Origin of the sequence: Halobacillus rhizosphaerae, assembly GCF_046719735.1 — a bacterium.
In the GTDB taxonomy this organism is placed as follows: Bacteria; Bacillota; Bacilli; order Bacillales; family Halobacillaceae; genus Halobacillus_B; species Halobacillus_B rhizosphaerae.
Map to the genome: position 1 here is coordinate 28,368 of NZ_JAUTWQ010000031.1, position 25,033 is coordinate 53,400.

At 42.1% G+C, this 25,033-nt stretch carries 42 protein-coding genes and 1 pseudogene; 41 read left to right on the top strand and 2 right to left on the bottom strand.

All coding sequences use genetic code 11. The features are described 5' to 3' along the window. The first annotated feature begins 324 nt into the window (after nt 1–324). From rpsJ to Q7A53_RS20455, 39 genes and pseudogenes are all read left to right on the top strand, one after another. Complete coding sequence (gene rpsJ, locus Q7A53_RS20265; protein WP_079525128.1) at nt 325–633, top strand: 30S ribosomal protein S10; 309 nt, start codon at nt 325–327, stop codon at nt 631–633. A gap of 32 nt (nt 634–665) precedes the next feature. Further along, nucleotides 666–1,298, top strand: a complete 633-nt coding sequence (gene rplC, locus Q7A53_RS20270; RefSeq protein WP_411791033.1) for a 50S ribosomal protein L3 — start codon at nt 666–668, stop codon at nt 1,296–1,298. Between the two features lie 22 nt (nt 1,299–1,320). Beyond that, a complete protein-coding gene (gene rplD, locus Q7A53_RS20275; RefSeq protein ID WP_411791034.1) occupies nt 1,321–1,944 on the top strand; it encodes a 50S ribosomal protein L4 in 624 nt (207 codons plus the stop codon). Then, the gene (gene rplW / locus Q7A53_RS20280) at nt 1,944–2,231 is read left to right on the top strand and encodes a 50S ribosomal protein L23 (RefSeq protein ID WP_411791035.1); all 288 of its coding nucleotides are present in this window, start codon (nt 1,944–1,946) and stop codon (nt 2,229–2,231) included. Before rplD ends, rplW begins: the two co-directional genes overlap by 1 nt. Nucleotides 2,232–2,265: 34 nt before the next feature. Continuing rightward, nucleotides 2,266–3,099 (top strand): 50S ribosomal protein L2, encoded by an 834-nt coding sequence (rplB, locus tag Q7A53_RS20285; protein WP_411791036.1) that lies wholly within the window; start codon nt 2,266–2,268, stop codon nt 3,097–3,099. Nucleotides 3,100–3,157: 58 nt separating this feature from the next. Continuing rightward, nucleotides 3,158–3,436, top strand: coding sequence for a 30S ribosomal protein S19 (gene rpsS / locus Q7A53_RS20290; protein WP_411791037.1), 279 nt, complete (start codon nt 3,158–3,160; stop codon nt 3,434–3,436). Between the two features lie 19 nt (nt 3,437–3,455). Beyond that, on the top strand, nt 3,456–3,797 hold the full coding sequence (gene rplV, locus Q7A53_RS20295) for a 50S ribosomal protein L22 (protein ID WP_411791038.1): 342 nt from the start codon (nt 3,456–3,458) through the stop codon (nt 3,795–3,797). A gap of 3 nt (nt 3,798–3,800) precedes the next feature. After that, a pseudogene (gene rpsC / locus Q7A53_RS20300) lies at nt 3,801–4,467 on the top strand (30S ribosomal protein S3). Further along, nucleotides 4,461–4,895: a 50S ribosomal protein L16 gene (gene rplP / locus Q7A53_RS20305; protein ID WP_411791039.1), complete on the top strand. Its 435-nt coding sequence runs from the start codon at nt 4,461–4,463 to the stop codon at nt 4,893–4,895. Before rpsC ends, rplP begins: the two are co-directional and overlap by 7 nt. Beyond that, on the top strand, nt 4,885–5,085 hold the full coding sequence (gene rpmC, locus Q7A53_RS20310; RefSeq protein ID WP_008636054.1) for a 50S ribosomal protein L29: 201 nt from the start codon (nt 4,885–4,887) through the stop codon (nt 5,083–5,085). The genes rplP and rpmC overlap by 11 nt, the downstream gene beginning before the upstream one ends. 24 nt (nt 5,086–5,109) lie before the next feature. After that, the gene (rpsQ, locus tag Q7A53_RS20315; protein WP_411791040.1) at nt 5,110–5,373 is read left to right on the top strand and encodes a 30S ribosomal protein S17; all 264 of its coding nucleotides are present in this window, start codon (nt 5,110–5,112) and stop codon (nt 5,371–5,373) included. A 42-nt stretch (nt 5,374–5,415) separates the two neighbouring features. After that, nucleotides 5,416–5,784, top strand: a complete 369-nt coding sequence (rplN, locus tag Q7A53_RS20320; protein ID WP_411791041.1) for a 50S ribosomal protein L14 — start codon at nt 5,416–5,418, stop codon at nt 5,782–5,784. A gap of 43 nt (nt 5,785–5,827) precedes the next feature. Continuing rightward, nucleotides 5,828–6,139: a 50S ribosomal protein L24 gene (gene rplX, locus Q7A53_RS20325; protein ID WP_411791042.1), complete on the top strand. Its 312-nt coding sequence runs from the start codon at nt 5,828–5,830 to the stop codon at nt 6,137–6,139. Nucleotides 6,140–6,165: 26 nt separating this feature from the next. Then, a complete protein-coding gene (gene rplE, locus Q7A53_RS20330; RefSeq protein ID WP_411791043.1) occupies nt 6,166–6,705 on the top strand; it encodes a 50S ribosomal protein L5 in 540 nt (179 codons plus the stop codon). A gap of 26 nt (nt 6,706–6,731) precedes the next feature. Further along, nucleotides 6,732–6,917 (top strand): type Z 30S ribosomal protein S14, encoded by a 186-nt coding sequence (locus Q7A53_RS20335; RefSeq protein WP_411791044.1) that lies wholly within the window; start codon nt 6,732–6,734, stop codon nt 6,915–6,917. A 31-nt stretch (nt 6,918–6,948) separates the two neighbouring features. Continuing rightward, a complete protein-coding gene (gene rpsH / locus Q7A53_RS20340; protein ID WP_411791045.1) occupies nt 6,949–7,347 on the top strand; it encodes a 30S ribosomal protein S8 in 399 nt (132 codons plus the stop codon). Between the two features lie 30 nt (nt 7,348–7,377). Then, on the top strand, nt 7,378–7,914 hold the full coding sequence (rplF, locus tag Q7A53_RS20345) for a 50S ribosomal protein L6 (RefSeq protein ID WP_411791046.1): 537 nt from the start codon (nt 7,378–7,380) through the stop codon (nt 7,912–7,914). A gap of 34 nt (nt 7,915–7,948) precedes the next feature. Next, nucleotides 7,949–8,311: a 50S ribosomal protein L18 gene (gene rplR, locus Q7A53_RS20350; protein ID WP_411791047.1), complete on the top strand. Its 363-nt coding sequence runs from the start codon at nt 7,949–7,951 to the stop codon at nt 8,309–8,311. Nucleotides 8,312–8,336: 25 nt separating this feature from the next. Beyond that, the gene (gene rpsE, locus Q7A53_RS20355) at nt 8,337–8,834 is read left to right on the top strand and encodes a 30S ribosomal protein S5 (RefSeq protein ID WP_411791048.1); all 498 of its coding nucleotides are present in this window, start codon (nt 8,337–8,339) and stop codon (nt 8,832–8,834) included. Nucleotides 8,835–8,852: 18 nt separating this feature from the next. After that, on the top strand, nt 8,853–9,035 hold the full coding sequence (gene rpmD / locus Q7A53_RS20360) for a 50S ribosomal protein L30 (protein ID WP_411791049.1): 183 nt from the start codon (nt 8,853–8,855) through the stop codon (nt 9,033–9,035). Nucleotides 9,036–9,063: 28 nt separating this feature from the next. After that, nucleotides 9,064–9,504: a 50S ribosomal protein L15 gene (gene rplO, locus Q7A53_RS20365; RefSeq protein WP_411791050.1), complete on the top strand. Its 441-nt coding sequence runs from the start codon at nt 9,064–9,066 to the stop codon at nt 9,502–9,504. After that, entirely contained in the window at nt 9,504–10,796 is a 1,293-nt protein-coding gene (gene secY / locus Q7A53_RS20370) for a preprotein translocase subunit SecY (RefSeq protein ID WP_411791051.1), read from the top strand. Before rplO ends, secY begins: the two co-directional genes overlap by 1 nt. A 41-nt stretch (nt 10,797–10,837) precedes the next feature. Then, a complete protein-coding gene (locus tag Q7A53_RS20375) occupies nt 10,838–11,491 on the top strand; it encodes an adenylate kinase (protein WP_411791052.1) in 654 nt (217 codons plus the stop codon). Next, nucleotides 11,488–12,234: a type I methionyl aminopeptidase gene (gene map, locus Q7A53_RS20380; protein ID WP_411791053.1), complete on the top strand. Its 747-nt coding sequence runs from the start codon at nt 11,488–11,490 to the stop codon at nt 12,232–12,234. Before Q7A53_RS20375 ends, map begins: the two co-directional genes overlap by 4 nt. A 16-nt stretch (nt 12,235–12,250) precedes the next feature. Beyond that, a complete protein-coding gene (locus tag Q7A53_RS20385; RefSeq protein ID WP_411791054.1) occupies nt 12,251–12,586 on the top strand; it encodes a KOW motif-containing protein in 336 nt (111 codons plus the stop codon). Continuing rightward, nucleotides 12,564–12,782 (top strand): translation initiation factor IF-1, encoded by a 219-nt coding sequence (gene infA / locus Q7A53_RS20390; protein ID WP_411791055.1) that lies wholly within the window; start codon nt 12,564–12,566, stop codon nt 12,780–12,782. Before Q7A53_RS20385 ends, infA begins: the two co-directional genes overlap by 23 nt. A 30-nt stretch (nt 12,783–12,812) precedes the next feature. Further along, nucleotides 12,813–12,926, top strand: a complete 114-nt coding sequence (rpmJ, locus tag Q7A53_RS20395; RefSeq protein WP_244710684.1) for a 50S ribosomal protein L36 — start codon at nt 12,813–12,815, stop codon at nt 12,924–12,926. A 24-nt stretch (nt 12,927–12,950) separates the two neighbouring features. Continuing rightward, nucleotides 12,951–13,316 (top strand): 30S ribosomal protein S13, encoded by a 366-nt coding sequence (gene rpsM / locus Q7A53_RS20400; protein WP_411791056.1) that lies wholly within the window; start codon nt 12,951–12,953, stop codon nt 13,314–13,316. Between the two features lie 29 nt (nt 13,317–13,345). Beyond that, a complete protein-coding gene (rpsK, locus tag Q7A53_RS20405; protein ID WP_411791057.1) occupies nt 13,346–13,741 on the top strand; it encodes a 30S ribosomal protein S11 in 396 nt (131 codons plus the stop codon). A gap of 173 nt (nt 13,742–13,914) precedes the next feature. Beyond that, on the top strand, nt 13,915–14,859 hold the full coding sequence (locus Q7A53_RS20410; RefSeq protein ID WP_411791058.1) for a DNA-directed RNA polymerase subunit alpha: 945 nt from the start codon (nt 13,915–13,917) through the stop codon (nt 14,857–14,859). A gap of 41 nt (nt 14,860–14,900) precedes the next feature. Next, nucleotides 14,901–15,260, top strand: coding sequence for a 50S ribosomal protein L17 (gene rplQ, locus Q7A53_RS20415; RefSeq protein WP_411791059.1), 360 nt, complete (start codon nt 14,901–14,903; stop codon nt 15,258–15,260). 419 nt (nt 15,261–15,679) lie between these two features. Then, nucleotides 15,680–16,513, top strand: coding sequence for an energy-coupling factor ABC transporter ATP-binding protein (locus Q7A53_RS20420; protein WP_411791060.1), 834 nt, complete (start codon nt 15,680–15,682; stop codon nt 16,511–16,513). Then, a complete protein-coding gene (locus tag Q7A53_RS20425) occupies nt 16,489–17,361 on the top strand; it encodes an energy-coupling factor ABC transporter ATP-binding protein (protein WP_411791061.1) in 873 nt (290 codons plus the stop codon). Before Q7A53_RS20420 ends, Q7A53_RS20425 begins: the two co-directional genes overlap by 25 nt. Then, on the top strand, nt 17,354–18,151 hold the full coding sequence (locus tag Q7A53_RS20430; protein ID WP_411791062.1) for an energy-coupling factor transporter transmembrane component T family protein: 798 nt from the start codon (nt 17,354–17,356) through the stop codon (nt 18,149–18,151). Before Q7A53_RS20425 ends, Q7A53_RS20430 begins: the two co-directional genes overlap by 8 nt. 16 nt (nt 18,152–18,167) lie before the next feature. Next, the gene (truA, locus tag Q7A53_RS20435; RefSeq protein WP_411791063.1) at nt 18,168–18,908 is read left to right on the top strand and encodes a tRNA pseudouridine(38-40) synthase TruA; all 741 of its coding nucleotides are present in this window, start codon (nt 18,168–18,170) and stop codon (nt 18,906–18,908) included. Nucleotides 18,909–19,115: 207 nt separating this feature from the next. Next, nucleotides 19,116–19,553, top strand: a complete 438-nt coding sequence (gene rplM, locus Q7A53_RS20440) for a 50S ribosomal protein L13 (RefSeq protein ID WP_411791064.1) — start codon at nt 19,116–19,118, stop codon at nt 19,551–19,553. Nucleotides 19,554–19,572: 19 nt separating this feature from the next. Beyond that, complete coding sequence (gene rpsI, locus Q7A53_RS20445; RefSeq protein WP_411791065.1) at nt 19,573–19,965, top strand: 30S ribosomal protein S9; 393 nt, start codon at nt 19,573–19,575, stop codon at nt 19,963–19,965. Between the two features lie 160 nt (nt 19,966–20,125). Beyond that, complete coding sequence (gene cwlD, locus Q7A53_RS20450) at nt 20,126–20,845, top strand: N-acetylmuramoyl-L-alanine amidase CwlD (protein ID WP_411791066.1); 720 nt, start codon at nt 20,126–20,128, stop codon at nt 20,843–20,845. A gap of 94 nt (nt 20,846–20,939) precedes the next feature. Further along, nucleotides 20,940–21,992, top strand: coding sequence for an Mrp/NBP35 family ATP-binding protein (locus tag Q7A53_RS20455; RefSeq protein ID WP_411791067.1), 1,053 nt, complete (start codon nt 20,940–20,942; stop codon nt 21,990–21,992). Nucleotides 21,993–22,035: 43 nt separating this feature from the next. Here Q7A53_RS20455 and gerD read toward each other — a convergent pair whose 3' ends face one another. Beyond that, nucleotides 22,036–22,701, bottom strand: coding sequence for a spore germination lipoprotein GerD (gene gerD, locus Q7A53_RS20460; RefSeq protein ID WP_411791068.1), 666 nt, complete (start codon nt 22,699–22,701; stop codon nt 22,036–22,038). Between the two features lie 139 nt (nt 22,702–22,840). Between gerD and Q7A53_RS20465 the strand changes: the two genes are divergently transcribed. Continuing rightward, nucleotides 22,841–23,443, top strand: coding sequence for a KinB-signaling pathway activation protein (locus tag Q7A53_RS20465; RefSeq protein WP_411791069.1), 603 nt, complete (start codon nt 22,841–22,843; stop codon nt 23,441–23,443). A 175-nt stretch (nt 23,444–23,618) separates the two neighbouring features. Here the strand turns inward: Q7A53_RS20465 and Q7A53_RS20470 are convergent, their stop codons facing one another. Further along, nucleotides 23,619–24,377 (bottom strand): polysaccharide deacetylase family protein, encoded by a 759-nt coding sequence (locus Q7A53_RS20470; protein WP_411791070.1) that lies wholly within the window; start codon nt 24,375–24,377, stop codon nt 23,619–23,621. Nucleotides 24,378–24,498: 121 nt separating this feature from the next. Between Q7A53_RS20470 and Q7A53_RS20475 the strand changes: the two genes are divergently transcribed. Further along, a complete protein-coding gene (locus Q7A53_RS20475; protein WP_411791071.1) occupies nt 24,499–24,720 on the top strand; it encodes a hypothetical protein in 222 nt (73 codons plus the stop codon). Nucleotides 24,721–25,033 lie beyond the last annotated feature (313 nt).

Below are 25,033 nucleotides of genomic sequence, written 5' to 3' on the forward strand. Positions count from 1 at the left end.
GTAATTATTCCATATAGAGTTCACGGAAGTCAGCTGGATCAGCGGGCTTTTTTGTTGGGATAAGAGCATGTGCGAAGATTCAAAGTTATACTTGAAATTCATCTGAATAGCTAGTATAATTCTTTGAGGTGTTCATATTTAAAAAAATATGAATTACACCTTGCATTGATCGGCATTCTTCTATATAATGAATAATGTTGGTCATAAAAGGCGATGAAGCGAAAGGTTGTTGACACACCCGGCCCCTTTGCCATGGCTAGTGAGTCAAGTGAATTTTCGCGGAGAAAGTCTATTTTAAAAATGGGCGAAGAAGGAGGGAAAATAATGGCAAAAGAGAAAATTCGTATTCGTTTAAAGGCGTATGATCACCGTGTACTTGATCAATCTGCTGAGAAAATCGTAGACACAGCGAAGCGTTCCGGTGCTAATGTATCTGGTCCAATCCCGCTTCCAACTGAAAAGTCAATTTACACAGTACTTCGTGCAACTCACAAGTATAAAGATGCTCGTGAGCAGTTCGAAATGCGTACGCACAAACGTCTTATCGACATTGTTAATCCAACACCACAGACCGTTGATTCATTAATGCGTTTGGATCTACCATCTGGTGTGGATATCGAAATTAAACTATAAATTATATTGAATTATATTAGGAGGTGTAACGGATGACGAAAGGAATCTTAGGACGTAAGGTCGGTATGACTCAAATCTTCTCAGAAGATGGAGAGTTGATCCCAGTAACTGTTGTACAAGCAGAGCCAAACGTTGTTCTTCAAATGAAAACAACAGAAGTCGATGGCTATGAAGCGTTGCAACTTGGTTTCGCAGATCAGAAGTCCAATCGTTTAAAAAAGGCTGACCAAGGTCACGCTGATAAAGCTAATACAACACCTAAGCGCTACATTCGTGAATTCCGTAATACAAACCTTGATGACTATGAACTTGGTCAAGAGGTTAAGGTGGATATTTTCGAAGCTGGTGATGTAATTGATGTAACAGGAACTTCAAAAGGTAAAGGATTCGCAGGTTCGATCAAGCGTCACAATCAATCCCGCGGACCAATGAGCCACGGTTCCCGTTATCACCGTCGTCCAGGTGCTATGGGTCCAATCGATCCAATGCACGTATTTAAAGGCAAAAACCTGCCTGGACAAATGGGTAATGAAAAAGTTACTCTTCAAAACCTTGAAGTAGTAAGAGTGGACGCTGAGCGTAACTTACTTCTAATCAAAGGTAATGTACCTGGCCCGAAAAAATCTTATGTGAAAATCACAAGTGCAGTAAAGGCAAGCAAATAATTAACTGAAGGGAGGATATGTCATGCCTAAAGTAGCACTATTAAACCAAAGCGGTTCTAACGTTGGAGACATCGAACTGAATGACACCGTTTTTGGTATCGAACCTAATACTCACGTATTACATGAAACTGTGTTAATGCAGCGCGCATCTTTGCGTCAAGGCACACACAAAGTAAAAAACCGTGCTGAAGTTCGCGGCGGTGGACGTAAACCATGGCGCCAGAAAGGTACTGGCCGTGCTCGACAAGGTACAATCCGTGCACCTCAATGGGTCGGCGGTGGTACTGTGTTCGGTCCAACACCACGCAGCTACAGCTATACTATGCCTAGAAAAATGCGTCGTTTAGCTCTTCAATCTGCATACTCTTCAAAAGTAAAAGAAGACAACCTCGTTGTTCTTGACAGTATCTCTTTTGATGCTCCAAAAACCAAAGAAGTTGTAAATATGCTTAAAGCATTGGACGTAAACGAAAAAGCTCTGATTGTTACTGCAGAGAAAGACGAAAATGTAACTCTTTCTTCTAACAATCTTCCTACAGTTAAATCACTTTCTGTAGAAGAAGTTAGTGTGTTAGATTTACTAACGCATGACAAGCTGATCCTAACGAAGGAAGCAGCTGAAAAAGCAGGGGAGGTGCTCTCATAATGAAAGAACCACGTGATATCGTAAAGCGCCCTGTCATTACTGAACAGTCTGCTGATCTTATGGGAGAAAAGAAATATACGTTTGAAGTTAGCCCAAAAGCTAACAAAACTGAAATTAAACATGCAGTTGAAGAAATCTTTGGTGTTCGTGTTGCTTCTATCAACACTATGAACCTTAAAGGTAAATTCAAGCGTATGGGCCGCTACGGCGGATACCGTTCTGATCGTAAGAAAGCTGTTGTTACTTTAACTGAAGACAGTGAAGAACTAGAATTCTTTGAAGTATAAATTATAAACTCAATTCGTGAAGGAGGGAAAAAAGATGGCGATTAAAAAGTTTCGACCAATTACAAACGGTCGTCGACACATGACAGTATCTGATTTTAGTGAAATCACTACTGACAAACCTGAACGCTCCCTTTTATCTCCACTGCACAAACGCGGTGGCCGGAATAACCAGGGTAGGCTGACAGTTCGTCATCAAGGCGGAGGACACAAGCGTCAATACCGTATTATCGACTTTAAGCGCGATAAAGATGGCATACCAGGACGCGTTGCTACGATCGAATACGATCCGAACCGTTCCGCTAATATTGCACTAATCAACTATGTTGATGGTGAAAAACGTTATATCTTAGCTCCAAAAGGTGTTAAGGTAAACACACAAATTATCTCTGGTGAAGGCGCGGATATCAAACCAGGTAACGCTCTTCAGCTAAAAGATATTCCAGTTGGTACAATCGTACACAACGTAGAACTTAAACCAGGACGCGGCGGACAGCTTGCTCGTTCCGCGGGTGCTTCAGCTCAAATCCTTGGTCGTGAAGAAAAATACACTCTAGTACGTCTGACTTCTGGTGAAGTTCGTCTTGTACTAAGCACTTGCCGTGCAACGATCGGTCAAGTAGGTAACCTGCAGCATGAACTGATCAGTGTAGGTAAAGCAGGCCGCTCTCGCTGGCAAGGTAAGCGTCCAACAGTTCGTGGTTCCGTTATGAACCCTAGTGATCACCCTCACGGTGGTGGTGAAGGACGTGCGCCAATCGGTCGACCTTCTCCGGTATCTCCATGGGGTAAACCAACTCTTGGATACAAAACAAGACAGCGTAACAAACCGTCTGATAAATATATCGTTCGCAGAAGAGGTAAAAAATAAACGGGATTGACCGGCGGGCAAAAAAACCCGTCTTTCAATCGCGAAGGGAGGTTTATCTATGGGTCGCAGCCTAAAAAAGGGACCTTTTGTAGATGATCATTTGATGAGCAAGGTAGAGAAATTGAATGAAGATAGTAAGCATCAGGTGATCAAGACATGGTCACGTCGTTCTACAATCTTCCCAAACTTCGTTGGCCACACAATTGCCGTATATGATGGACGCAAACACGTCCCTGTCTACGTTACAGAAGACATGGTCGGTCATAAACTTGGTGAATTCGCGCCAACTCGTACGTTCAGAGGACACTCTGGCGATGACAAGAAAACAAAACGCTAAATAGAGAGGAGGCACTCTAATGCAAGCTAAAGCAGTTGCTAATACCGTTCGCATTGCTCCTCGTAAAGCTCGTTTAGTTATTGATTTAATTCGAGGCAAAAACGTAGGTGAAGCTATCGCAACGTTACGTTTGAAACAACGTGGCGCATCCCCGATTATTGAGAAAGTTCTCAAATCAGCGATCGCAAATGCAGAACACAATTATGAAATGGATACTGACAATTTGTATGTTTCCGAGGCGTTTGTAAACGAAGGTGTAACTCTTAAACGTTTCCGCCCTCGTGCTATGGGACGTGCAAGCCAAATTAATAAACGCACCAGCCACATCACTGTGGTTGTATCAGAAAAAAAGGAGGGATAATCAGTGGGTCAAAAAATTAATCCGGTAGGTCTTCGTATTGGCGTTATCCGTGACTGGGAGTCCAAGTGGTACGCTGGTAAAGACTACGCTGACTTGTTGCATGAAGACATTCAAATTCGTGAATATGTTGAAAAACGTCTAAAAGATGCTGCCGTATCTACGATCGAAATCGAACGCGCAGCTAACCGTGTTAATATTACTGTTCACACGGCTAAACCAGGAATGGTTATCGGTAAGGGCGGTTCTGAAGTTGAAGCACTTCGAAAAGCTCTTAATGAACTGACTGGTAAACGAGTTCACATCAACATCGTTGAAGTGAAGAAACCTGACTTAAACGCTACTCTTGTAGCTGACAATATCGCACGTCAATTGGAAAACCGTGTATCTTTCCGTCGTGCTCAGAAACAAACGATCCAACGTGCAATGCGCGGAGGAGCAAAAGGTATTCGTACGCAAGTATCAGGACGTCTTGGCGGTGCCGATATCGCTCGTGCTGAATATTACAGTGAAGGAACAGTACCACTACACACACTTCGTGCAGACATCGACTACGGAACTGCAGAAGCAGACACTACTTACGGTAAACTTGGTGTTAAAGTGTGGATCTATCGTGGAGAAGTCCTTCCAACTAAAAATAAAAAGTAAGGAAGGGGGAAAAGCATTATGTTAATGCCTAAACGTGTTAAATATCGTCGTCAACACCGTACCAGCCTAAAAGGTCGTGCTAAAGGCGGTACATCCGTATCATTTGGTGAATATGGCTTGCAAGCTATTGATCCAGCATGGATTACAGCCCGTCAAATCGAGGCAGCGCGTATCGCGATGACTCGTTACATGAAACGTGGCGGTAAAGTCTGGATTAAAATCTTCCCAGACAAACCTTATACTGCTAAGCCCCTAGAAGTACGTATGGGTTCCGGTAAAGGTTCTCCTGAAGGCTTTGTAGCAGTCGTAAAACCAGGAAAAATTATGTTTGAGATCGCAGGTGTTCCTGAAGAAGTGGCACGCGAAGCGCTGCGTCTTGCTTCACACAAACTGCCGATCCGTACTAAATTTGTAAAACGTGAAGAAATTGGTGGTGAAATCAATGAAGGCTAATGAAATCCGTGAATTAACCACTGCCGAAATTGAACAAAAAGTTAAGTCTTTAAAAGAAGAACTTTTTAACCTGCGTTTCCAGCTGGCAACAGGTCAACTTGAGAATACCGCGCGCATTCGCGAGGTTCGCAAGTCTATCGCACGCATGAAAACTGTTGCTCGTGAACGTGAACTAGGCGTAAATAATTAATAGATGAGAGGAGGTTACCCTCACATGAGTGAACGTAATAATCGTAAAGTTTATACTGGTCGTGTTGTATCTGACAAAATGGATAAAACCATTACAGTATTAGTAGAAACTTATAAATTCCACAAACTTTACGGCAAGCGCGTAAAGTATTCTAAAAAATTCAAGACTCACGATGAAAATAATCAGGCCAAAATTGGTGATGTAGTTAGCATTATGGAAACTCGTCCGCTTTCAGCGACTAAACGTTTCCGTCTGTTAGAAGTTGTAGAAGAGTCTGTTATTATCTAATTCAAGTTCGCTCGGATTTATTCCGAAGGGAGGTACAGTAGTATGATTCAACAGGAGTCTCGTTTAAAAGTTGCAGACAACTCAGGAGCCCGTGAAATCCAAACGATTAAAGTTTTGGGAGGATCTGGCCGTAAGACTGCTAATATCGGTGATGTAATCACCGCAACTGTGAAACAAGCAACACCAGGGGGCGTTGTTAAAAAAGGTGAAGTAGTTAAAGCTGTTATTGTACGCACTAAGAGCGGAGTTCGCCGTAAAGATGGTTCCTACATTCGTTTCGATGAGAACGCAGCAGTAATCGTTCGTGATGATAAAGGGCCTCGCGGAACTCGTATCTTTGGACCGGTAGCTCGTGAACTTCGTGATGCTAAATTCATGAAGATCGTATCTCTAGCTCCAGAAGTACTATAATGATTTAATGATATGCCTTGTCAATAAGGAGGTGCGCGAAGCAATGCACGTAAAAAAAGGTGACAAAGTAATGGTTATTTCCGGTAAGGATAAAGGCAAACAAGGAACAATCCTTGAAGCTTACCCAAAGAAAGAGCGTGTTCTTGTAGAAGGTGTAAATGAAGTGAAGAAACATGCTAAACCATCTCAAGAAAACCCTCAGGGCGGTATTCTTACTCAGGAAGCATCAATCCACGTCTCTAACGTAATGCCGATTGATCCTAAATCTGGCGAACCAACCCGTGTTGGTTACAAAGTTGAAGACGGCAAGAAAGTTCGTATCGCGAAAAAATCTGGTGAAGCATTAGATAAATAATCCAGTTACGAAAGGAGGGCCACACGATGAACGAACTCAAGAAACAATATAAAGAAGAAGTAGTTCCATCCCTAATGAATAAATTTGAATATGATTCTATTATGCAAGCACCAAAGATTGATAAAATCGTTATTAACATGGGTGTTGGCGATGCTGTACAAAATGCAAAAGCATTGGATACAGCAGTAGAAGAGCTTACTGCGATTGCCGGTCAGAAACCAGTAATCACTAAAGCTAAAAAATCAATTGCAGGATTCCGTCTGCGTGAAGGTATGCCAATCGGTGCGAAAGTAACTCTTCGCGGCGAGCGTATGTATGAATTCTTCCAAAAGCTAGTCGCGGTATCCCTACCACGTGTGCGTGACTTCCGTGGGATCTCTAAGAAGGCTTTTGACGGACGTGGCAACTACACACTAGGTGTAAAAGAACAATTGATTTTCCCAGAAATTAACTATGACAAAGTAAATAAAGTACGTGGCATGGATATCGTTATTGTTACAACTGCAGACACTGACGAAGAAGCCCGTGAACTATTAGCTCAATTCGGTATGCCGTTTCAGAAGTAATGAGCTAACCATAAGGAGGGAAAATTGTGGCTAAAAAATCAATGATCGCGAAACAACAGCGCAAGCAAAAGTTTCAAGTACAAGAATATACACGCTGTGAACGTTGCGGACGTCCTCACTCCGTACTACGTAAATTCAGACTTTGCCGTATTTGTTTCCGTGAACTTGCATATAAAGGACAAATCCCTGGTGTCAAAAAAGCCAGCTGGTAGAACCCGAGACAGGGAAGGAGGTAAATGAGTTATGACAATGACAGATCCAATTGCTGATATGCTGACGCGTATTCGTAACGCTAATATGGTGCGTCACGAGAAGCTTGAACTTCCAGCTTCCAACGTAAAAAAAGAAATCGCTGATATTCTTAAACGTGAAGGTTTTGTACGTGATTATGAATTCGTAGAAGACAGCAAACAAGGTGTACTACGTATTTTCCTTAAATACGGACAAAACAACGAGCGTGTAATCTCTGGTGTGAAACGTATCAGTAAACCAGGATTACGTGTATATGCTAAAGCCGAAGAACTTCCTAAAGTTCTAAATGGTCTTGGTGTTGCAGTTGTATCCACTTCAAAAGGTGTACTAACAGATAAAGAAGCACGTGAACAAGCCATTGGCGGCGAAGTTCTAGCTTATGTCTGGTAATAAAAACAGATAAGACAGGAGGTGCCCAATATGTCTCGCGTAGGCTTAAAAACATTAGAAATTCCTGAAGGTGTTGAAATCAAGCAGGATAATAATACAATTACAGTCAAAGGTCCTAAAGGGGAACTTACTCGTACGTTCCACCCGGACATGACTGTGAAGATTGAAGATAACGTTCTTTCTGTTGAGCGTCCAAGTGATCATAAAGAACATCGCGCTCTTCACGGTACTACACGCAGCCTGATCGGTAGCATGGTTGAAGGTGTTTCCAAAGGCTTCGAAAAAAGCCTTGAAATCATTGGTGTAGGTTACCGCGCTCAAAAGCAGGGAGAAAAAGTAGTTATCAACGCTGGTTACTCTCACCCTGTAGAAGTTGAACATCGTGATGGTATTGAAATTGAAGTGCCGTCTAACACGAAATTAACTATCAAAGGTATTGATAAAGAACTAGTTGGAGCTGTTGCAGCTAAGATTCGTGCTATTCGTCCTCCAGAACCTTATAAAGGTAAAGGAATTCGTTACGAAAACGAACGTGTACGCAGAAAAGAAGGTAAAACAGCTAAATAAGTTCTGATGGAATGAATAGAAAGGAGTGACCCTGATGATCACGAAGGCTGATAAAAATATCGTACGTAAAAAACGTCACGCCCGCGTTCGTACTAATGTATTTGGTACAGCAGAGCGTCCGCGTTTAAACGTATATCGTTCTAACAAACACATTTATGCTCAGTTAATTAATGATGAAAGCCAGGTAACAGTAGCTAGCGCTTCAACTGTTGACAATGGTTTTGATTTAGATAATACAGGAAATAAAGATGCTGCTAAAAAAGTCGGTGAATTAGTCGCTAAACGTGCCATCGACAACGGATTTAAAGTCGTTGTGTTCGACCGTGGCGGTTACTTGTATCATGGACGTGTAAAAGCTTTAGCAGATGCCGCGCGCGAAGCCGGCCTTGAATTTTAATCGTTAAGTTAAAGGAGGGACATACATGCAAACAAACATTGACCCTAGTAAACTAGATCTTGAAGAACGCGTAGTTACGATCAATCGTGTTGCAAAAGTAGTAAAAGGTGGACGTCGTTTCCGCTTTGCTGCATTGGTTGTTGTTGGAGATAAAAATGGTCATGTCGGCTTTGGTACAGGGAAAGCCCAAGAGGTACCAGAGGCGATCAAGAAAGCTATTGATGATGCTAAGAAAAATCTAATCACAGTACCAATCAAAGATACGACTATTCCTCACGAAATTACAGGACGTTTCGGTGCAGGCAGCATTCTTATGAAACCAGCAGCCGAAGGTACCGGAGTTATCGCTGGCGGACCTGTCCGTGCGGTACTCGAGCTTGCAGGTGTTCAAGACATCCTATCTAAGTCACTTGGTTCTAACACACCAATTAACATGGTGCGTGCGACACTAACTGGTCTTGGCGAGCTTAAACGTGCAGAAGACGTTGCAAAACTTCGTGGGAAGTCCGTAGAAGAACTGTAGGATAAGGAGGGAAAAACAATGGCTAAGAAGTTAGAAATTACCCTCACGCGCAGTGTTATTGGCAGACCACAAGATCAGCGTTCAACTGTTAAAGCGCTAGGTCTGAACAAGATTCGTCAATCTGTCGTAATTGAAGATAACCCAGCGATCCGAGGTATGGCTCATAAGGTATCTCACCTTGTATCGATTAAAGAAGTATAATTAACGAAAGAAATAAGGAGGTGCTCACATGAAACTGCATGAATTAAAAGCTGCAGAAGGTTCTCGTAAAGAACGTAATCGTGTAGGTCGTGGAATGGCATCTGGTAACGGTAAAACTTCCGGTCGCGGCCATAAAGGTCAAGGCCAGCGTTCTGGTAGTAAAACTCGTCCAGGTTTCGAAGGTGGCCAAATGCCGCTATTCCAACGCCTGCCGAAGCGCGGCTTTACGAATATTCATCGTAAGGAATTCGCGATCATTAATCTTGATGCTCTTAACCGCTTTGAAGAGGGCGCAGAGGTTACCCCTGACCTTCTACTAGAAACTGGCGTAGTCAGCAATCAAAAAGCTGGCATTAAAGTTCTAGGAAAAGGCTCAATCGAGAAGAAACTTACTGTGAAAGCTCATAAGTTCTCTGCTTCAGCCAAAGAAGCGATTGAAGCAGCGGGCGGTCAAACTGAGGTGATTTAATGTTCCGGACAATCTCCAATTTTATGCGCGTGAGTGATATTCGCCGGAAACTTATTTTCACTTTGTTGATGCTTGTTGTTTTTCGATTAGGAACGTTCATACCTGTTCCCTTCACCGACAGAGAAGCCATTAACTTCATGGATTCCCAGAATGCTTTTGGCTTTTTAAACACGTTTGGCGGGGGAGCACTTAAGAACTTTTCCATTTTTGCAATGGGCATTATGCCGTATATTACAGCCTCCATTATTATGCAGCTGCTGCAGATGGACGTTGTACCTAAATTTGCTGAGTGGAAGAAACAGGGTGAAGTTGGCCGTCGGAAATTAGCTCAGTTTACCCGCTATGGAACGATTGTTCTTGCCTTTATCCAGGCTATTGGGATGTCTATCGGTTTTAACGCTTTAGCTGGCGGTCAGTTGATTTCTGATCCAGGTGTGTTTAAATTTATAGTGATCGCATTAGTATTAACAGGTGGAACAGCTTTCTTGATGTGGCTTGGTGAGCAAATTACTTCACACGGAGTTGGAAATGGTATTTCCATTATTATCTTTGGCGGGATTGTTTCGCGTATTCCGACAGGAGCTAACCAGCTTTATGATCAATATATATCTGGAGCTCAGGATCAACTGTTCATTAACTTAATTATTATTGCTCTAATTCTTCTGGTTATTGTGGCAGTTGTTGTGGGAGTTATCTTCATTCAGCAGGCGCTGAGAAAGATACCGATCCAATATGCCAAACGTTTAGTAAATCGTTCACCAGTAGGCGGGCATTCGACTCACTTACCACTGAAAGTTAACGCTGCGGGGGTAATTCCAGTAATCTTTGCGATTTCATTCATTATCGCACCAAGAACCATCGCTGGATTCTTCGAAGGTAATGAAGTTGCCTCTGTGATTCAATATATCTTTAATTATCAAAACTGGCCGGGAATGATTATTTACGTAGTGTTAATTATTGCTTTCACTTACTTCTATACATTTGTTCAGGTTAATCCAGAACAAATGGCAGAAAACCTGCAGAAGCAGGGAGGGTATATTCCAGGTATTCGTCCGGGAAAAAATACTGAGAAATATTTAACACGCGTTATGTACCGTTTAACGGTTGTAGGTTCATTATTCCTTGCTGCTGTTGCTATTCTTCCGATTATTCTAGGCTCGGTGGCAAAGCTGCCGCCATCTGTTCAAATCGGAGGTACTAGTCTTCTCATCGTAATCGGGGTTGCCCTGGAAATGATGAAGCAGTTAGAAAGCCAGCTTGTAAAACGCCACTATAAAGGTTTTATTAAATAATTAGTGAGTCACAAATGAAATATGAGAGCGAGGGGAACACGTTGAATTTGATTCTGATGGGTCTTCCTGGTGCTGGTAAAGGCACTCAGGCAGAGAAAATAGTCGAAAAATATAACATCCCTCATATCTCAACTGGAGATATGTTCCGTTTAGCTATTAAAGAAGGAACAGAACTTGGTAAAGAAGCTAAGTCTTTTATGGATAAAGGCGATCTAGTACCTGATGCAGTAACCATCGGAATTGTACGTGAGCGCCTGAGTAAGCCGGATTGCCAGGATGGCTTTCTACTTGATGGATTTCCAAGAACGATCGCTCAAGCAGAAGCCCTTGAAAGTCTGCTTAACGATATGGAAGAATCATTAGATTATGTTCTTCATATCGATGTTCCAAAAGATCAGCTCATCGAGCGTCTGACTGGACGACGCGTTTGCCCGACATGCGGAGCAACGTATCATGTGATTTTCAATCCTCCTAAAGAGGAAGGGAAATGCGACCATGATGGCTCGGAGTTAATTCAGCGCGAAGACGATCAGCCGGATACCGTTAAGAAACGTCTAGAAGTTAATGTAGAACAAACGAAGCCGCTTCTAGATTTTTATCGTGAAAAAGGGTATGTCGTTTCCTTTAAAGGTGATAGAGATATCAACGAAGTGTTCCAGGATATTGATCAAAAATTGGGAAACTTATCTCAATGATTAACACTAAGACTCCACGGGAATTGGAAATTATGCGTGAAGCTGGCAAAATTGTTGCCTTGACGCACCAGGAATTGAAGCGTTACATTCAACCAGGGGTCACAACCGGTGAACTGGATGAAATTGCTGACCAATTCATACGCAGTAAGGATGCAATCCCATCCTTTAAAGGTTATAATGGATTTCGTGGAAGTATTTGTGCATCAGTCAATGAAGAACTGGTTCATGGAATTCCGGGAGACCGGGTTCTGAATGAAGGAGATATCATCAGCATTGATATTGGGGCGAAATACCAAGGCTATCATGGTGACTCGGCTTGGACTTATCCAGTCGGCACTATTGATGAAAACACTCAGGAGTTGCTGGAAGTCACTGAAACTTCATTGTTTAAAGGACTTGCAGAAGCAAAACCAGGTGAACGCCTTTCAAATATATCTCATGCGATTCAAAAGCATGCAGAAGCTCATGGATTTTCTATCGTCCGGGAATACGTGGGTCATGGAGTAGGCAGGGAGCTTCATGAGGATCCTCAGGTTCCTCATTATGGTCCGCCGAATAAAGGTCCTCGTTTAAAACCCGGAATGGTTTTGGCTATAGAACCAATGGTAAATGCAGGGGGCCGCTATGTTAAAACTCTTGCAGATCGTTGGACGGTAGTCACACAAGATGGTAAAATGTGTGCGCATTTTGAACACACCATAGCGATTACGGAAGAGGGTTACGAAATATTAACAAAATCCTAAGTGAAGGTGATCGTGTTTGAACGAATCTGAGTCGAGTCCACAGATAGGTCAAGTTGTTCGTATTCTGCAGGGGCGAGAGGCAGGACAGTACGCGGTTGTGATCGATGTACTGGATGGCCGCTTTGTGCTGCTTGCCGATGGAGATAAGCGCAAGTATGATCGACCAAAGAAAAAGAATATGCAGCATATTGAGCTAATGGATTTCATTTCTCCGGAAGTCCAGAACAGCCTTCTAGAAACGGGTCGCGTCACAAATGGCAAGCTTCGGTTTGCCGTATCTAAATATATTAATGAAGCAGTGACTGATTTGAAGAAGGGAGATCAACTCGATGGCGAAAGACGATGTAATTGAAGTAGAAGGTACCGTCGTTGAGACCTTACCTAACGCACAGTTTAAGGTAGAGCTTGAAAATGGTCATTCCGTTTTGGCTCATGTTTCCGGAAAAATTCGTATGCACTTCATTCGAATTCTCCCTGGAGATAAGGTGACGGTTGAACTTTCCCCTTATGATTTAACTAGAGGACGGATTACGTACCGTTATAAATAAGAAACTCCGATCTTAAAGGAGGTATTGACGATGAAGGTAAGACCTTCTGTAAAACCAATTTGCGAAAATTGTAAAGTTATCCGCCGTAAAGGTAAAGTTATGGTCATTTGCGATAACCCTAAGCATAAACAAAAACAAGGTTAATTAAGAAGGAGGTGCACGTACCAGATGGCACGTATAGCAGGTGTAGATATTCCTCGCGATAAACGCGTAGCGATTTCACTAACTTATATCTATGGTATCGGTAAATCACTAGCTACTGAGATTTTAGCCGAAGCAGGTGTTTCAGAAAACACTCGTGTTCGTGATCTTACAGAAGACGAACTAACTAAAATCCGTACAGCAGTAGACAACCACAATGTCGAAGGTGATCTTCGTCGTGAGAACTCTCTAAATATCAAACGTTTGATTGAGATTGGTTCTTACCGTGGTATTCGTCACCGTCGCGGACTTCCGCTTCGTGGACAAAAGACTAAAAATAACTCTCGTACTCGTAAAGGCCCACGTCGTACAGTGGCTAATAAACGTAAGTAATCGAAAGCAGAAGGAGGTAAACTAACCATATGGCACGTAAAGGAAATACTCGCAGTCGTAAACGTCGCGTGAAAAAGAATATTGAGACTGGTGTAGCTCACATTCGCTCTACATTCAACAATACTATTGTTACTGTCACCGATGTTCAAGGTAATGTTATTGGCTGGAGCAGTGCAGGTTCTCTTGGTTTTAAAGGTTCTCGTAAATCTACTCCATTTGCTGCACAAATGGCTTCTGAAGCCGCAGCTAAAAATGCTATGGATAATGGAATGAAAACTCTTGAAGTAACTGTTAAAGGACCTGGAGCTGGCCGTGAAGCAGCCATCCGTTCCCTGCAAGCAGCTGGTCTTGAGATCACAGCAATTCGTGACGTGACTCCAGTACCACACAATGGTTGCCGTCCGCCAAAACGTCGTCGCGTATAATAGTTCTGAATAGAATTTGTCACACTGTCTATAATGGGTTATGATAGCTATTTATAATAGCAAGCTCTAGACAGCAAATATGCAGTTTTAAAAACGGGACTGCTTACCTGAGGAATTTCGGTTAGACAAGGGTCTAACCGGGGTTTCGACGTTTTGAAGGAGGTTTTTGTGTAATGATCGAAATTGAAAAGCCAAAAATTGAAACGGTTGAGATCAGCGATGAGTCCACTTTTGGTAAGTTCGTCGTCGAACCGCTTGAACGTGGGTATGGTACAACACTTGGTAACTCCTTGCGTCGTATCCTGTTATCCTCACTTCCTGGCGCTGCTGTGACATCCGTTCAAATTGATGGAGTTCTTCACGAATTCTCAACTATCGATGGTGTTGTTGAGGACGTTACTACCGTCATTTTGAACCTGAAGAAACTAGCTCTTAAGATTTATTCTGAGGATGAAAAGACTTTAGAAATTGATGTTCAGGGTGAAGGAAAAGTTACGGCTGCTGATATCACTCATGATAGTGATGTAGAAGTTCTGAATCCAGATCTTCACATTGCTACAATGGATAGCAATACAAGTCTTCGTATGCGGATTACTGCTGAACGCGGACGTGGATATCGTCCTGCAGAAGGTAATAACCACGAAGATTTACCAATTGGTGTGATTCCAGTTGACTCAATCTTTACACCAGTATCTCGTGTCACTTACCAAGTAGAGAACACAAGAATTGGTCAGACTTCAAACTTCGATAAGTTAACTTTGGATGTATGGACTGACGGAAGTCTTCGTCCAGAAGAGGCGATTTCCCTAGGTGCTAAAATCTATATGGAACACCTTAATATCTTTGTCGGCCTTACTGATGAAGCTCAGAAAGCTGAAATCATGGTTGAAAAAGAAGAGGATCAGAAAGAAAAAGTTCTTGAGATGACGATTGAAGAATTGGATCTATCCGTTCGTTCTTATAACTGTTTGAAACGGGCTGGTATAAATACAGTTCAGGAACTTGCGAATAAGTCAGAAGATGACATGATGAAGGTTCGTAACCTTGGCCGCAAGTCTCTTGAAGAAGTGAAGCACAAATTAGATGAGCTCGGACTAGGCTTAAGAAAAGAAGATTAATCGATCACATCTAAGAGTTTCTGAAAAGGGAGGGATTATCAATGGCTAGAAAACTAGGTCGTACTACAGATCAACGTATGGCGCTGCTACGTAACTTAGCAACAGACTTGATCGTTCACGAACGTCTAGAAACAACAGAAGCTAAAGCGAAAGAGCTTCGTTCAGTTGTAGAAAAAATGATTACACTAGGTAAACGAGGCGATCTTCACGCCCGTCGTCAAGCTGAATCATTCCTTTACCAAGCAGGTGCTAATGAAGAAGGGGATCAAACAGCTTTACAAAAGTTGTTCTCTGATATTGGCCCACGCTACGAAGACCGCCAAGGTGGTTACACTCGCGTGCTTAAGCTAGGTGAACGTAAGGGTGACGGAGCGAAAATGGCGATCATTGAACTAGTTTAATGTCACCATATGCGATAGGTGTAAAAGGGCAGGAAGAAATCTCGTTCAGAGGTTAACTCCAGCCCTTTTTTTATTGCCTGGGAAGTTTAAATGAGTTGGTGAGGTTTGCGGTGCAGTCAGCACTAGTTATCAAACTCCTGAGTCTCATGTGGATGTGAATAATGACTATCCATTCTATGCTAGCGGACTCGGATCCTAACTAGACATTGGTACAGAGCTTCGTCCTTAAAGCTCTTAACCGAGGTATTCCGTTTGGGTGTGGATCCGCTTGTGATGACTATGTTGGTATCTACTATTTCCTAAACACAGATTTTTATGTGGAAATACAGCTGGAATTTACTATACGATTTAATATGAGCTGGGGAATATTTGTCGTATTTCCCGGGAAATAGTCGGTTAAGAGCAGAGGAGGAAGCTTCATGAGCAGGATTGAGTTTAGAAATGTTTCGTTTCGTTATCAGGAGGATATGCCGTGGGTGCTGAATAATGTCAGCTTCGCTATTGAATCGGATGAGTGGGTGGCTATTATCGGTCATAATGGATCGGGGAAATCTACGATAGCCAAATTAATGAATGGCCTTTTATTTCCTGAAAAGGGTGAAGTGCTTGTAGATGGTCAGTCTGTAAATGAAGAGACTGTCTGGGAGGTCCGCAAACAAGTAGGAATGGTCTTCCAGAACCCCGATAATCAGTTTGTTGGCACCACTGTTCGGGATGATGTAGCTTTTGGTATGGAGAATCACGGTATGCCCAGAGAATTAATGGTTGAGCGCATAAAAGAAAGTCTTCAGGCGGTTGGAATGACAGATTACGAAAGTCAGGAACCACACAGGCTCTCTGGCGGTCAGAAACAGCGTGTAGCCATCGCAAGCGTCCTGGCGGTGTCACCTCAATACATTATACTTGATGAAGCGACAGCTATGCTTGATCCAAAGGGACGGAAAGAAATTATGCAGACGATACGCGAATTGCAGCATCAGCGTAACTTATCTCTTATCACGATTACTCACGATCTTCAGGAAGTGACCCAGGCCGGACGTGTAATTGTCATGAACCAAGGAGAAGTATGGCTGGAAGGCAGCCCTAGAGACATTTTCGCAAAAAAAGAAGATTTATTAGAAATTGGCTTAGATACTCCTTTCGTAACAAAACTGGCAGAAGAAATAAAAGCTGCAGGTGTTAACTTACAACGTGAGCCACTCAATCACGAGGAGTTATTGGAGGAATTATGGACATTACATTCAATGAGGTAAGTTATGTTTATCAGCCCAATAGTCCATTTGAACATCGGGCTTTAAATAAGCTGTCCTTTTCTATTAAGTCGGGTTCCTTCGTGGCTGTGATTGGACATACGGGTTCTGGTAAGTCTACTTTGATTCAGCATCTCAATGGCTTAGTCCGCCCGACTGAAGGTGAAGTAACAATTGGTGATTATCGATTGAAAGCTGGGGAAAAGAATAAACATCTTCGTGAATTGCGCAAACAAGTAGGGGTTGTATTTCAGTATCCCGAGCATCAGCTTTTTGAAGAAACAGTGGCCAAGGATATTGCATTTGGTCCTTTAAACTTTGGTGTCAAAGAAGAAGAAATTAAACAGCGGACAGCTGAATCTATGGCTGCCGTTCATCTGCCTGAAGAAATGCTGGACCGGTCTCCCTTTGATTTAAGTGGCGGTCAAATGCGGCGGGCCGCTATTGCGGGCGTGCTTGCTATGGAACCTAAAGTGCTGGTACTTGATGAGCCAACCGCTGGACTTGATCCCAGTGGGCAGCAGGAGATCATGGATATGTTTTACCGGCTTCATAAAGAAAAAGAGGGAACGACCATTCTGGTTACCCACAGTATGGAAGATGCGCTGGCTTATGCAGATCACATTATTATTCTAAATCACGGAGAAGTGTATATGGAGGGACCTCCTCTTGAGATCTTTACTCAAAGAGAAAAGCTGAAACAAGTTCAGCTGGATGTTCCAGAAGTGATTGAGTTCCTAACTAGAGTTAAAGAGCAATTCGGGATAGAAATTCCCTATACAGGACAATCGATAGCAGAATTAGCAAAGGAATTGTCCCAATTGGTACAAAGGGGGCGTGTCCATGAGTAGTTCTATGATTATTGGACAGTACATTCCAGGGAATTCGGTAGTGCACCGGCTAGATCCCCGCTCCAAGATTGCCATTATCTTTTTCTTTGTTGTGATTGTCTTCTTTGCTAATTCTGTTATGAGTTACGGACTGCTAACGGTATTCGCGGTGGGCAGTGCGATCATCACTCGCATTCCTGTTTATTATATTCTGAAAGGCCTTAAGCCAATATGGCTGCTAATTCTGTTTACTTTTGTGCTGCACTTAATTGTTACTAAGCAAGGAGATGTCATTTTTAATGTGCTGGGCTGGAAAGTATACAGTGAAGCTTTAATCCAGGGGGCTGCTATTTCCCTGCGTTTCTTTTTACTTATTATGGTTACTTCATTGTTAACATTAACAACCACACCTATAGAGATTACCGATGCGATTGAGGAATTATTAGCTCCTTTGAAGAAGGTTCGCTTTCCGGTTCATGAATTAGCTTTAATGATGTCGATTTCTCTGCGGTTTATTCCAACCCTTATGCAGGAAACAGAAAAAATTTCAAGAGCGCAGGCGTCACGAGGTGTGGATTTTCGTACAGGGTCGTTTAAAGACCGTATAAGAGCAATCATTCCTTTGCTAGTCCCTTTGTTTGTGAGTGCATTTAAACGGGCTGAGGAGCTCGCTATGGCGATGGAAGCTCGAGGCTACAAAGGTGGAGAAGGACGGACGAAATTGCGTGAATTGCAGATTAGCAAAGTGGATATTTCTTTGTATGTGTTATTTTCAGCTCTGATTGTGGGGCTTATTCTAACAAGGAGTTAATTGGGAGGCGTCCTCGGTGAAACGGGTAAGATTCAAAATTGAGTATGATGGAACTAAGTTTTCAGGTTATCAAATTCAGCACAATGGGAGAACCGTTCAAGAAGAATTAGAAAAGGCTCTCTCCAAGCTGCACAAAGGCAAACCTATTAAGATCTCGGCTTCAGGCCGTACGGACGCTGGTGTCCATGCAAAGGGGCAAGTGATTCACTTTGATACACCGCTTGAGCTTGCAGAGTTTAATTGGAAAAGTGCGCTCAGCTCCCTGCTGCCTGACGATATACAAATCGCGGCAGTAGATGAAGTGGACGCAGATTTCCATTCCCGATATGATGCTAGAGAGAAAGAATACAGATATTACGTATGGAATGCTCAGGATCCTGATTTTTTCAGGCGTCATTACACATGCCATATTCGGAGGGCTTTGAATATAGAGGCTATGCGTGATGCTTGTACCTTGATAGAGGGGGAGCATGATTTTACTTCCTTTTGTTCTGCCAAAACGAATATTAAAGGCAGTAAAGTCAGAACCATTACTGAGGCGCGGATAGCCGCAAGTGGATCTGAGCTCGTGTTTATTTTCAAAGGAACCGGCTTCTTGTACAATATGGTACGAATTCTTGTCGGAACTATCCTTGAAGTGGGTCTTGAAGAACGATCCATCGACGATATCCCACGCATTATTCAGAAGAGAGACCGTGAAGCTGCAGGTAAAACCGCCCCTTCAAGAGGGTTGTTTCTTTGGAAGGTAGATTACTAAGCGTTCACGGAGTTCATGAATGAATTTATAATTTAATCAAAAAAACAACGATTCCTGGTGTTTATTCTCTTGACATAGGTGTTGGGTGTGTTATATTATATTCTATGGCATTTTATTTCTATACCACGGTTAGCCCCGGAAACTAATCGTATTTGAGATAAATTTTGACAAGCTTATCGAAATTAACAATTCAGGAGGGAAACCGATATGCGCACAACTTTCATGGCGAATGAAAACAACGTGGATCGCAAATGGTTTGTTGTAGATGCTGCAGGGCAGACACTCGGCCGTTTGGCAAGCGAAGTTGCTGCGATCCTTCGCGGTAAAAATAAACCAACGTACACACCTCATGTTGACACTGGTGATCACGTAGTCATCATTAATGCAGGTGAAATTCAATTAACAGGCAACAAGATCAATGACAAGATTTATTACCGTCATTCAAATCACCCAGGTGGTTTGAAATCCCGTACGGCTGACGAAATGCGCACAAAATACCCAGAGCAAATGCTAGAACTTGCTGTTAAAGGTATGCTGCCAAAAGGAAGCCTAGGACGTAAAATGGGTAAGAAACTTCATGTATATGCTGGCACTGACCACAAGCATGAAGCACAACAACCAGAAGTTTACGAACTTCGTGGATAATAGAAGGAGGTAATCAAGAGTGGCACAAGTACAATACTCCGGTACTGGACGTCGTAAAAAGTCAACAGCTCGTGTACGTCTTGTTCCAGGAACTGGTCGTGTAGTAGTAAATAATCGTGATGCCGAAGACTTTTTCCCATATGAAACTCTTCGAATGATTCTTAAACAGCCTCTAGCTGTTACAGAAAATGAAGGAAATTATGATGTTTATGTAAACGTCGATGGTGGAGGATTTACAGGACAAGCGGGTGCTATCCGTCACGGAATCGCTCGTGCTTTATTAAAAGCAGACCCTGAATATCGTACACCGCTTAAACGCGCAGGACTACTGACTCGTGATGCACGTATGAAAGAACGTAAGAAATACGGTCTTAAAGGTGCTCGTCGTGCTCCACAGTTCTCTAAACGTTAATTTTTTTCAAAACCAGCCCTGGCCATTTCGGCCGGGGCTTTTTTGTATGTTCAGAAACAGATCTTACTGCTTCTTGGCGGATTTTCTCCATCCCTTTTGCTCATAAATGCAGATCTTGTCCCATATAGTGAAATAGAGAGAATGAGGGAGTGTGGGATGGATGATACGTCGGATGAAAACGGTGGGTTGGCTGGCGGGGATCATTGTTCTCGTGTGTCTAGTTTCTTATCCAATCCAGGAAGCGAAAGATGCCTGGATGACTTGGTCGTCACCTCTGTCTGGAAAAGTAATTGTGATTGACCCTGGTCACGGAGGGCCGGATGGCGGAGCAGTAGGTAGTGATGGAACGGAAGAGAAGCAGATTACTTTGCAATTATCTAAATACATCCAGGACTATTTGCAGCAGGCAGGTGCTTTGGTCTATTTGACGCGTTATGATGATGAAGATCTTTCTTCGGATGAAGCGGGAAGCTTATCACGCAGGAAATCAGAGGATATTAGGAACAGGGTTCAGTATATTAAAGAGAAAGATGCGGACTTTTACTTAAGTATTCACTTAAATGCCATTCCATCACCGAAATGGAGAGGGGCACAGACTTTTTATTATCCGGGCAATAAAGATGGTGAAAACCTGGCTAAATTCATCCAATCTGAAATAAAGACGAATTTGGAAAATACAACGAGAGAATCACTAGGTTTATCCAACATTTACTTATTAAAACATGCAGAAGCTCCCGGTGCTTTAATTGAAGCCGGTTTCCTGTCGAATAGCCAGGAGAGAGAATTACTGGCAAGCAACGATTATCAAAGGAAAATGGCAGCGGCGGTTTATCAAGGCGTCTTACGGTATGTAACAGAGCGTGAATACCCTGCAAAATAAAGGAAAAATCAATTCGTAAGGCATATCGCTTAGAAAGCGTTTCATGTATGTTATACTTGCAATGTTGAAACATTTCTAAGGATGGTGAACCGAAGTGCTTACACAAGAAAAAGTGCTGAATATCCTTCATTCAATCGAGGATCCGTTTTTACATAAAACGTTGGAAGAAACCGGTGGAATTGAAGAGATTAAAATTAAAGAAGAAAAGAACCACGTAAGTGTAAAGGTATTAATCGCAAAAACCAACACTGCGGAACAAATGGAATTACAGCAGACGATTGTTAACGCTCTGAAGAGTGGAGGAGCAGCGACAGTTGGTCTTCGCTTTGATCAATTACCGGAAGAGGTTGTAAATAAATTTCAGCCGGCAGCAGAAGAAGCCGCCCAGAACTCGCTGCTTGATGGAAACAGCAAAACTAAATTTATCTCTATTGCAAGTGGTAAAGGCGGAGTAGGAAAATCTACGGTAACGGTTAACCTTGCTGTTGGTCTTTCCCGTTTAGGGAAGAAGGTTGGAATTATCGACGCTGATATTTATGGATTCAGCGTACCTGATATGATGGGAGTGGAACATCGCCCCGTTGTACGTGGTGAAAAAATTATTCCTGTTGAGCGATTTGGAGTAAAAGTTATTTCTATGGGATTCTTTGTAGAAGATAATTCACCGATTATCTGGCGTGGTCCTATGCTTGGCAAAATGCTGACCAGTTTCTTTAAGGAAGTAGAGTGGGGAGACATGGACTACATTTTGCTTGATCTACCTCCAGGTACAGGAGATATGGCTCTAGATGTACATGCCATGCTTCCTGCTTCAAAAGAAATCATAGTCACTACGCCGCATCCGACAGCCGCGTTTGTAGCAGCCCGTGCAGGCCAAATGGCCATAAAAACGGAACATGAAATTCTTGGTGTTGTGGAAAATATGGCATATTTTGAAAGTAAAGAAACAGGTAACAAAGAATTTGTATTCGGACGAGGCGGTGGAGCTAAGCTTGCCGAAGAGCTGAAAACGGATATTCTTGGCCATATTCCTTTACAGCAGCCTTATGAAGAAAAAGATATTTTTGCGCCTTCTGTGTACCAGGAAGACCACCCGATTGGTTTGGTCTATCGCAATATGGCAGCAAAGGTTATTGATAGGTACTAACATACAAAATCACGCTTCCTTTTTATAGGAAAGCGTGATTTTTTTATGAGCCGCCAGATTGTCCGCCTTGCCCTTGGCCCTGGCCTTGTGCTTGACCATCAGATGATTGGCCGGTGGTGCCTCCTTGCTGGTTTCCGCCTTGCTGTCCAGAAGAGTTACCGCTTTTCATCTTTTCCGCCGCTTTTAGCAGCGTTTCACTCATCTTGGCTTGGAAGACAGGACTGTTTAATGTTTCCTGAATCGTCTCTTCAAGATAAGAGCGGAACTTTTGGGATTGCATGGCTGTGACCATTTCACTCATCATTTCTGGATTTTTATATAATTCAATTAAGGTCTTTTGGTATTCTGCATCTTTCATCAGGCCTTTCATCAAGTCTTTCTGTTCATCCTTGATGACCTTGCTGAAGCCTTGAACAAAGGTCGGATCAGAAAATAGTTTGCTCCAGAACGCTTTTCCATCTTCTGAGACCAGGGTTTTAGTTACGGCTTCAGAAACTACTTGAGAGTCAAGCGCCATGGATTGCTGCATCTCTTTATCAGAGAGTACATTTTTTATGGCTTTTTTTCCATCATCTGTCTTTAAGATATCTACCATCATTTTCTTGGTTTCATCATAATCCGCCTGCTGGCTTGCTCCAGAACTGCCACCGCAAGCTGACAGGAAAACAAGAATTAGGACGGTACATACATAAATGCTTTTTTTGGACATTGGAGCTGTCCCCTTTCTTAAGTTCTCCTTACTTTACTATTTGTAAATCGCAAAAAAATATGCGGTCTTAAGGAAAAATGAGAGGCTTCATGATAAAATACGAAGGATACATTCTTTTTTGCAATTAGGGGGAACGGTCGTGAATAGTCGTAAATGGGTCCGAATGTTTTTGACCACGCTTTTATTAGGCGGGGTTTTAACTGTTATCTCAAGTTTTGTTATTAAGGCAGATGCTTATCAAAAAGTTCTTGATCCCTTTCAATTGGTGGAATTATTAGGGGTATTGCTTTTTTTTATTGGATTAGGATTTATTTTCAGTGTTATCAGCCAAATGGGGTTTTTTGCGTATTTAACCGTTAATCAATTTGGTCTGGGTGTCTTTCGTTCCTTATGGATTCCTATTCAAGTGGTTTTAATTGCTTTTGCCTTATTTGATCTTGTGTATTTTCGTTATCAAGCGACAGAGAATGGATCTTTATTAGAATATTTTCTAACTGCTATTGCACTATTAATCATTGGGTTACTCACAGCTAAAAGAAAAGCAAAAGAAACCAATGCAAAAGCGTTTATTCCTGCATTGTTCTTTATGGTTGTGGTGACTACAATCGAGTGGGTGCCTGCTTTAAGAACTCAGGGACATGATTATGTGCTGTTAATGATCATCCCATTGCTTGCTTGTAATATTTATCAGGTTCTTCTTCTCCACCGGTTAACGGCAAATGCCAAACGAAAATCTGCTTAAAAAAACCATGGCTCTGGGAAAGTCTTTATGCTTACATAGAGAAAACGCCACGATCCTTGAGCCGGAGAGCTCACTACAGTCATATAAGCTCTTATTCTTTGCCAGAACCAACATAAAAGGCACTTGCTGAAATTCAGCAAGTGCCTTTTATGTAAACATTTTAGGGTGATGTCAGTTAATTTACTTGAGTAGTTTTTGCTTTGCCGCCATTTGCCAATTCCGTAATACTTACAAATTTTAAGCCTTTTTGTTTCAGTCCTGGAATGATGACATCTAATGCATTGGAAGTTTGTTTAACAGAATCAGAAGCATGAAGTAATATAATATCTCCTTTTGAACTTTTCTCTAATACTTGGTTGATAATTTTGTTGGTTCCGGGGTTTTCCCAGTCTCGTGGGTTAATGCTCCATTGGACTGTTTGTAATCCTTCTTTTTCTATTTGATTTAAGACAGTTTTATCAAAATGGCCGTGCGGTGGCCGGATCCACTTTATATTTTCATACCCTAATTTATCGAATGCCTCTTTAGCGTGTCGTAAATCCGCGTCTACTTCTGCAGGTTTTTGCTCTAAATAACTCTCATATCTATAGCCTAGCATCCCAACTTCATGGTTCCCTTTTTGAATAGCTTCGAGGATTTCTGGATGCCTTTCTGCCCACTCGCCACTAACAAAAAAAGTCGCGTGGGCATCATATGCCTTGAGTTTTTTTAAGATATCATAAACTTTTTCACTCCCCCAGCTGATATCAAATGTCAGCGCTACATAAGGAGTATCCTCACTTCCTTGACTGAGTGCCCTCGGTTCTCCTTTGTTAGAAAATACAGGCAGCTGGCTTCGTTGACCTACCCATAATAAAATTGCGCAGAATAAGGCTAAAATAATGACTAGTCCATATTTTTTTATTTTCTCTGCCTTCCAAGTATAGAAAGTCACGACCACGCATCTCCTTCCACCATTATGTTCTATACATATGAAAAAAAGGACAGCCTATGCTATAAATACGCGAAAACGGGTAAAAATAACAAAGAGCTGTTTTTCTAGGGAGGTCGCAGTTATGCATGGGTTAATGGTAAATGAACAAGAGCGTCGTGAAATTGAATACTTACTAAAGAGAGAAATGGGAGAGATCACATTTGATCTAGGGGATCATAGAATTGATCCAGGTATTAAACAGGCAATGGAAGAAAGGTATGACGTTCTTTTTCAGATTTTTAGAAGGTTTGCTGCACGTGAAGAGTGTTTGCAATACATGCCCAAAAAGAAAAAACATAATTAAATTCTGACTAATGTAATGAGGAAGACCTGAGTTCATTCTTAGGTCTTTTTATGTGCATTTCCATTCTGAAGAAGGAATTAATGATTTTTTTAAAGAAATTTTCCAGAAGTTATTGCAAAGTGTTTTTATTCTATGCTATATTATTAATCGTTGTCGGGAAAAGCAGCCGTGATTTTGAAAGCCGCTTAAAGGGAAATAATTTTTTACAGAAAAGTTATTGACTAATCACCGAAACCATGATAAATTAGATCTTGTCGCCAAAACGGCAGACAAACATTTGATCTTTGAAAACTGAACGAACCAACCAGTACGT

Bases quoted from the DNA above. Each gene is read 5' to 3' on its own strand.
- rpsJ (WP_079525128.1), top strand. From the start codon at position 325: ATGGCAAAAGAGAAAATTCGTATTCGTTTAAAGGCGTATGATCACCGT.
- rplC (WP_411791033.1), top strand. From the start codon at position 666: ATGACGAAAGGAATCTTAGGACGTAAGGTCGGTATGACTCAAATCTTC.
- rplD (WP_411791034.1), top strand. From the start codon at position 1,321: ATGCCTAAAGTAGCACTATTAAACCAAAGCGGTTCTAACGTTGGAGAC.
- rplW (WP_411791035.1), top strand. From the start codon at position 1,944: ATGAAAGAACCACGTGATATCGTAAAGCGCCCTGTCATTACTGAACAG.
- rplB (WP_411791036.1), top strand. From the start codon at position 2,266: ATGGCGATTAAAAAGTTTCGACCAATTACAAACGGTCGTCGACACATG.
- rpsS (WP_411791037.1), top strand. From the start codon at position 3,158: ATGGGTCGCAGCCTAAAAAAGGGACCTTTTGTAGATGATCATTTGATG.
- rplV (WP_411791038.1), top strand. From the start codon at position 3,456: ATGCAAGCTAAAGCAGTTGCTAATACCGTTCGCATTGCTCCTCGTAAA.
- rplP (WP_411791039.1), top strand. From the start codon at position 4,461: ATGTTAATGCCTAAACGTGTTAAATATCGTCGTCAACACCGTACCAGC.
- rpmC (WP_008636054.1), top strand. From the start codon at position 4,885: ATGAAGGCTAATGAAATCCGTGAATTAACCACTGCCGAAATTGAACAA.
- rpsQ (WP_411791040.1), top strand. From the start codon at position 5,110: ATGAGTGAACGTAATAATCGTAAAGTTTATACTGGTCGTGTTGTATCT.
- rplN (WP_411791041.1), top strand. From the start codon at position 5,416: ATGATTCAACAGGAGTCTCGTTTAAAAGTTGCAGACAACTCAGGAGCC.
- rplX (WP_411791042.1), top strand. From the start codon at position 5,828: ATGCACGTAAAAAAAGGTGACAAAGTAATGGTTATTTCCGGTAAGGAT.
- rplE (WP_411791043.1), top strand. From the start codon at position 6,166: ATGAACGAACTCAAGAAACAATATAAAGAAGAAGTAGTTCCATCCCTA.
- rpsH (WP_411791045.1), top strand. From the start codon at position 6,949: ATGACAATGACAGATCCAATTGCTGATATGCTGACGCGTATTCGTAAC.
- rplF (WP_411791046.1), top strand. From the start codon at position 7,378: ATGTCTCGCGTAGGCTTAAAAACATTAGAAATTCCTGAAGGTGTTGAA.
- rplR (WP_411791047.1), top strand. From the start codon at position 7,949: ATGATCACGAAGGCTGATAAAAATATCGTACGTAAAAAACGTCACGCC.
- rpsE (WP_411791048.1), top strand. From the start codon at position 8,337: ATGCAAACAAACATTGACCCTAGTAAACTAGATCTTGAAGAACGCGTA.
- rpmD (WP_411791049.1), top strand. From the start codon at position 8,853: ATGGCTAAGAAGTTAGAAATTACCCTCACGCGCAGTGTTATTGGCAGA.
- rplO (WP_411791050.1), top strand. From the start codon at position 9,064: ATGAAACTGCATGAATTAAAAGCTGCAGAAGGTTCTCGTAAAGAACGT.
- secY (WP_411791051.1), top strand. From the start codon at position 9,504: ATGTTCCGGACAATCTCCAATTTTATGCGCGTGAGTGATATTCGCCGG.
- map (WP_411791053.1), top strand. From the start codon at position 11,488: ATGATTAACACTAAGACTCCACGGGAATTGGAAATTATGCGTGAAGCT.
- infA (WP_411791055.1), top strand. From the start codon at position 12,564: ATGGCGAAAGACGATGTAATTGAAGTAGAAGGTACCGTCGTTGAGACC.
- rpmJ (WP_244710684.1), top strand. From the start codon at position 12,813: ATGAAGGTAAGACCTTCTGTAAAACCAATTTGCGAAAATTGTAAAGTT.
- rpsM (WP_411791056.1), top strand. From the start codon at position 12,951: ATGGCACGTATAGCAGGTGTAGATATTCCTCGCGATAAACGCGTAGCG.
- rpsK (WP_411791057.1), top strand. From the start codon at position 13,346: ATGGCACGTAAAGGAAATACTCGCAGTCGTAAACGTCGCGTGAAAAAG.
- Q7A53_RS20410 (WP_411791058.1), top strand. From the start codon at position 13,915: ATGATCGAAATTGAAAAGCCAAAAATTGAAACGGTTGAGATCAGCGAT.
- rplQ (WP_411791059.1), top strand. From the start codon at position 14,901: ATGGCTAGAAAACTAGGTCGTACTACAGATCAACGTATGGCGCTGCTA.
- Q7A53_RS20420 (WP_411791060.1), top strand. From the start codon at position 15,680: ATGAGCAGGATTGAGTTTAGAAATGTTTCGTTTCGTTATCAGGAGGAT.
- Q7A53_RS20425 (WP_411791061.1), top strand. From the start codon at position 16,489: ATGGACATTACATTCAATGAGGTAAGTTATGTTTATCAGCCCAATAGT.
- Q7A53_RS20430 (WP_411791062.1), top strand. From the start codon at position 17,354: ATGAGTAGTTCTATGATTATTGGACAGTACATTCCAGGGAATTCGGTA.
- rplM (WP_411791064.1), top strand. From the start codon at position 19,116: ATGCGCACAACTTTCATGGCGAATGAAAACAACGTGGATCGCAAATGG.
- cwlD (WP_411791066.1), top strand. From the start codon at position 20,126: ATGATACGTCGGATGAAAACGGTGGGTTGGCTGGCGGGGATCATTGTT.
- gerD (WP_411791068.1), bottom strand. From the start codon at position 22,701: ATGTCCAAAAAAAGCATTTATGTATGTACCGTCCTAATTCTTGTTTTC.
- Q7A53_RS20475 (WP_411791071.1), top strand. From the start codon at position 24,499: ATGCATGGGTTAATGGTAAATGAACAAGAGCGTCGTGAAATTGAATAC.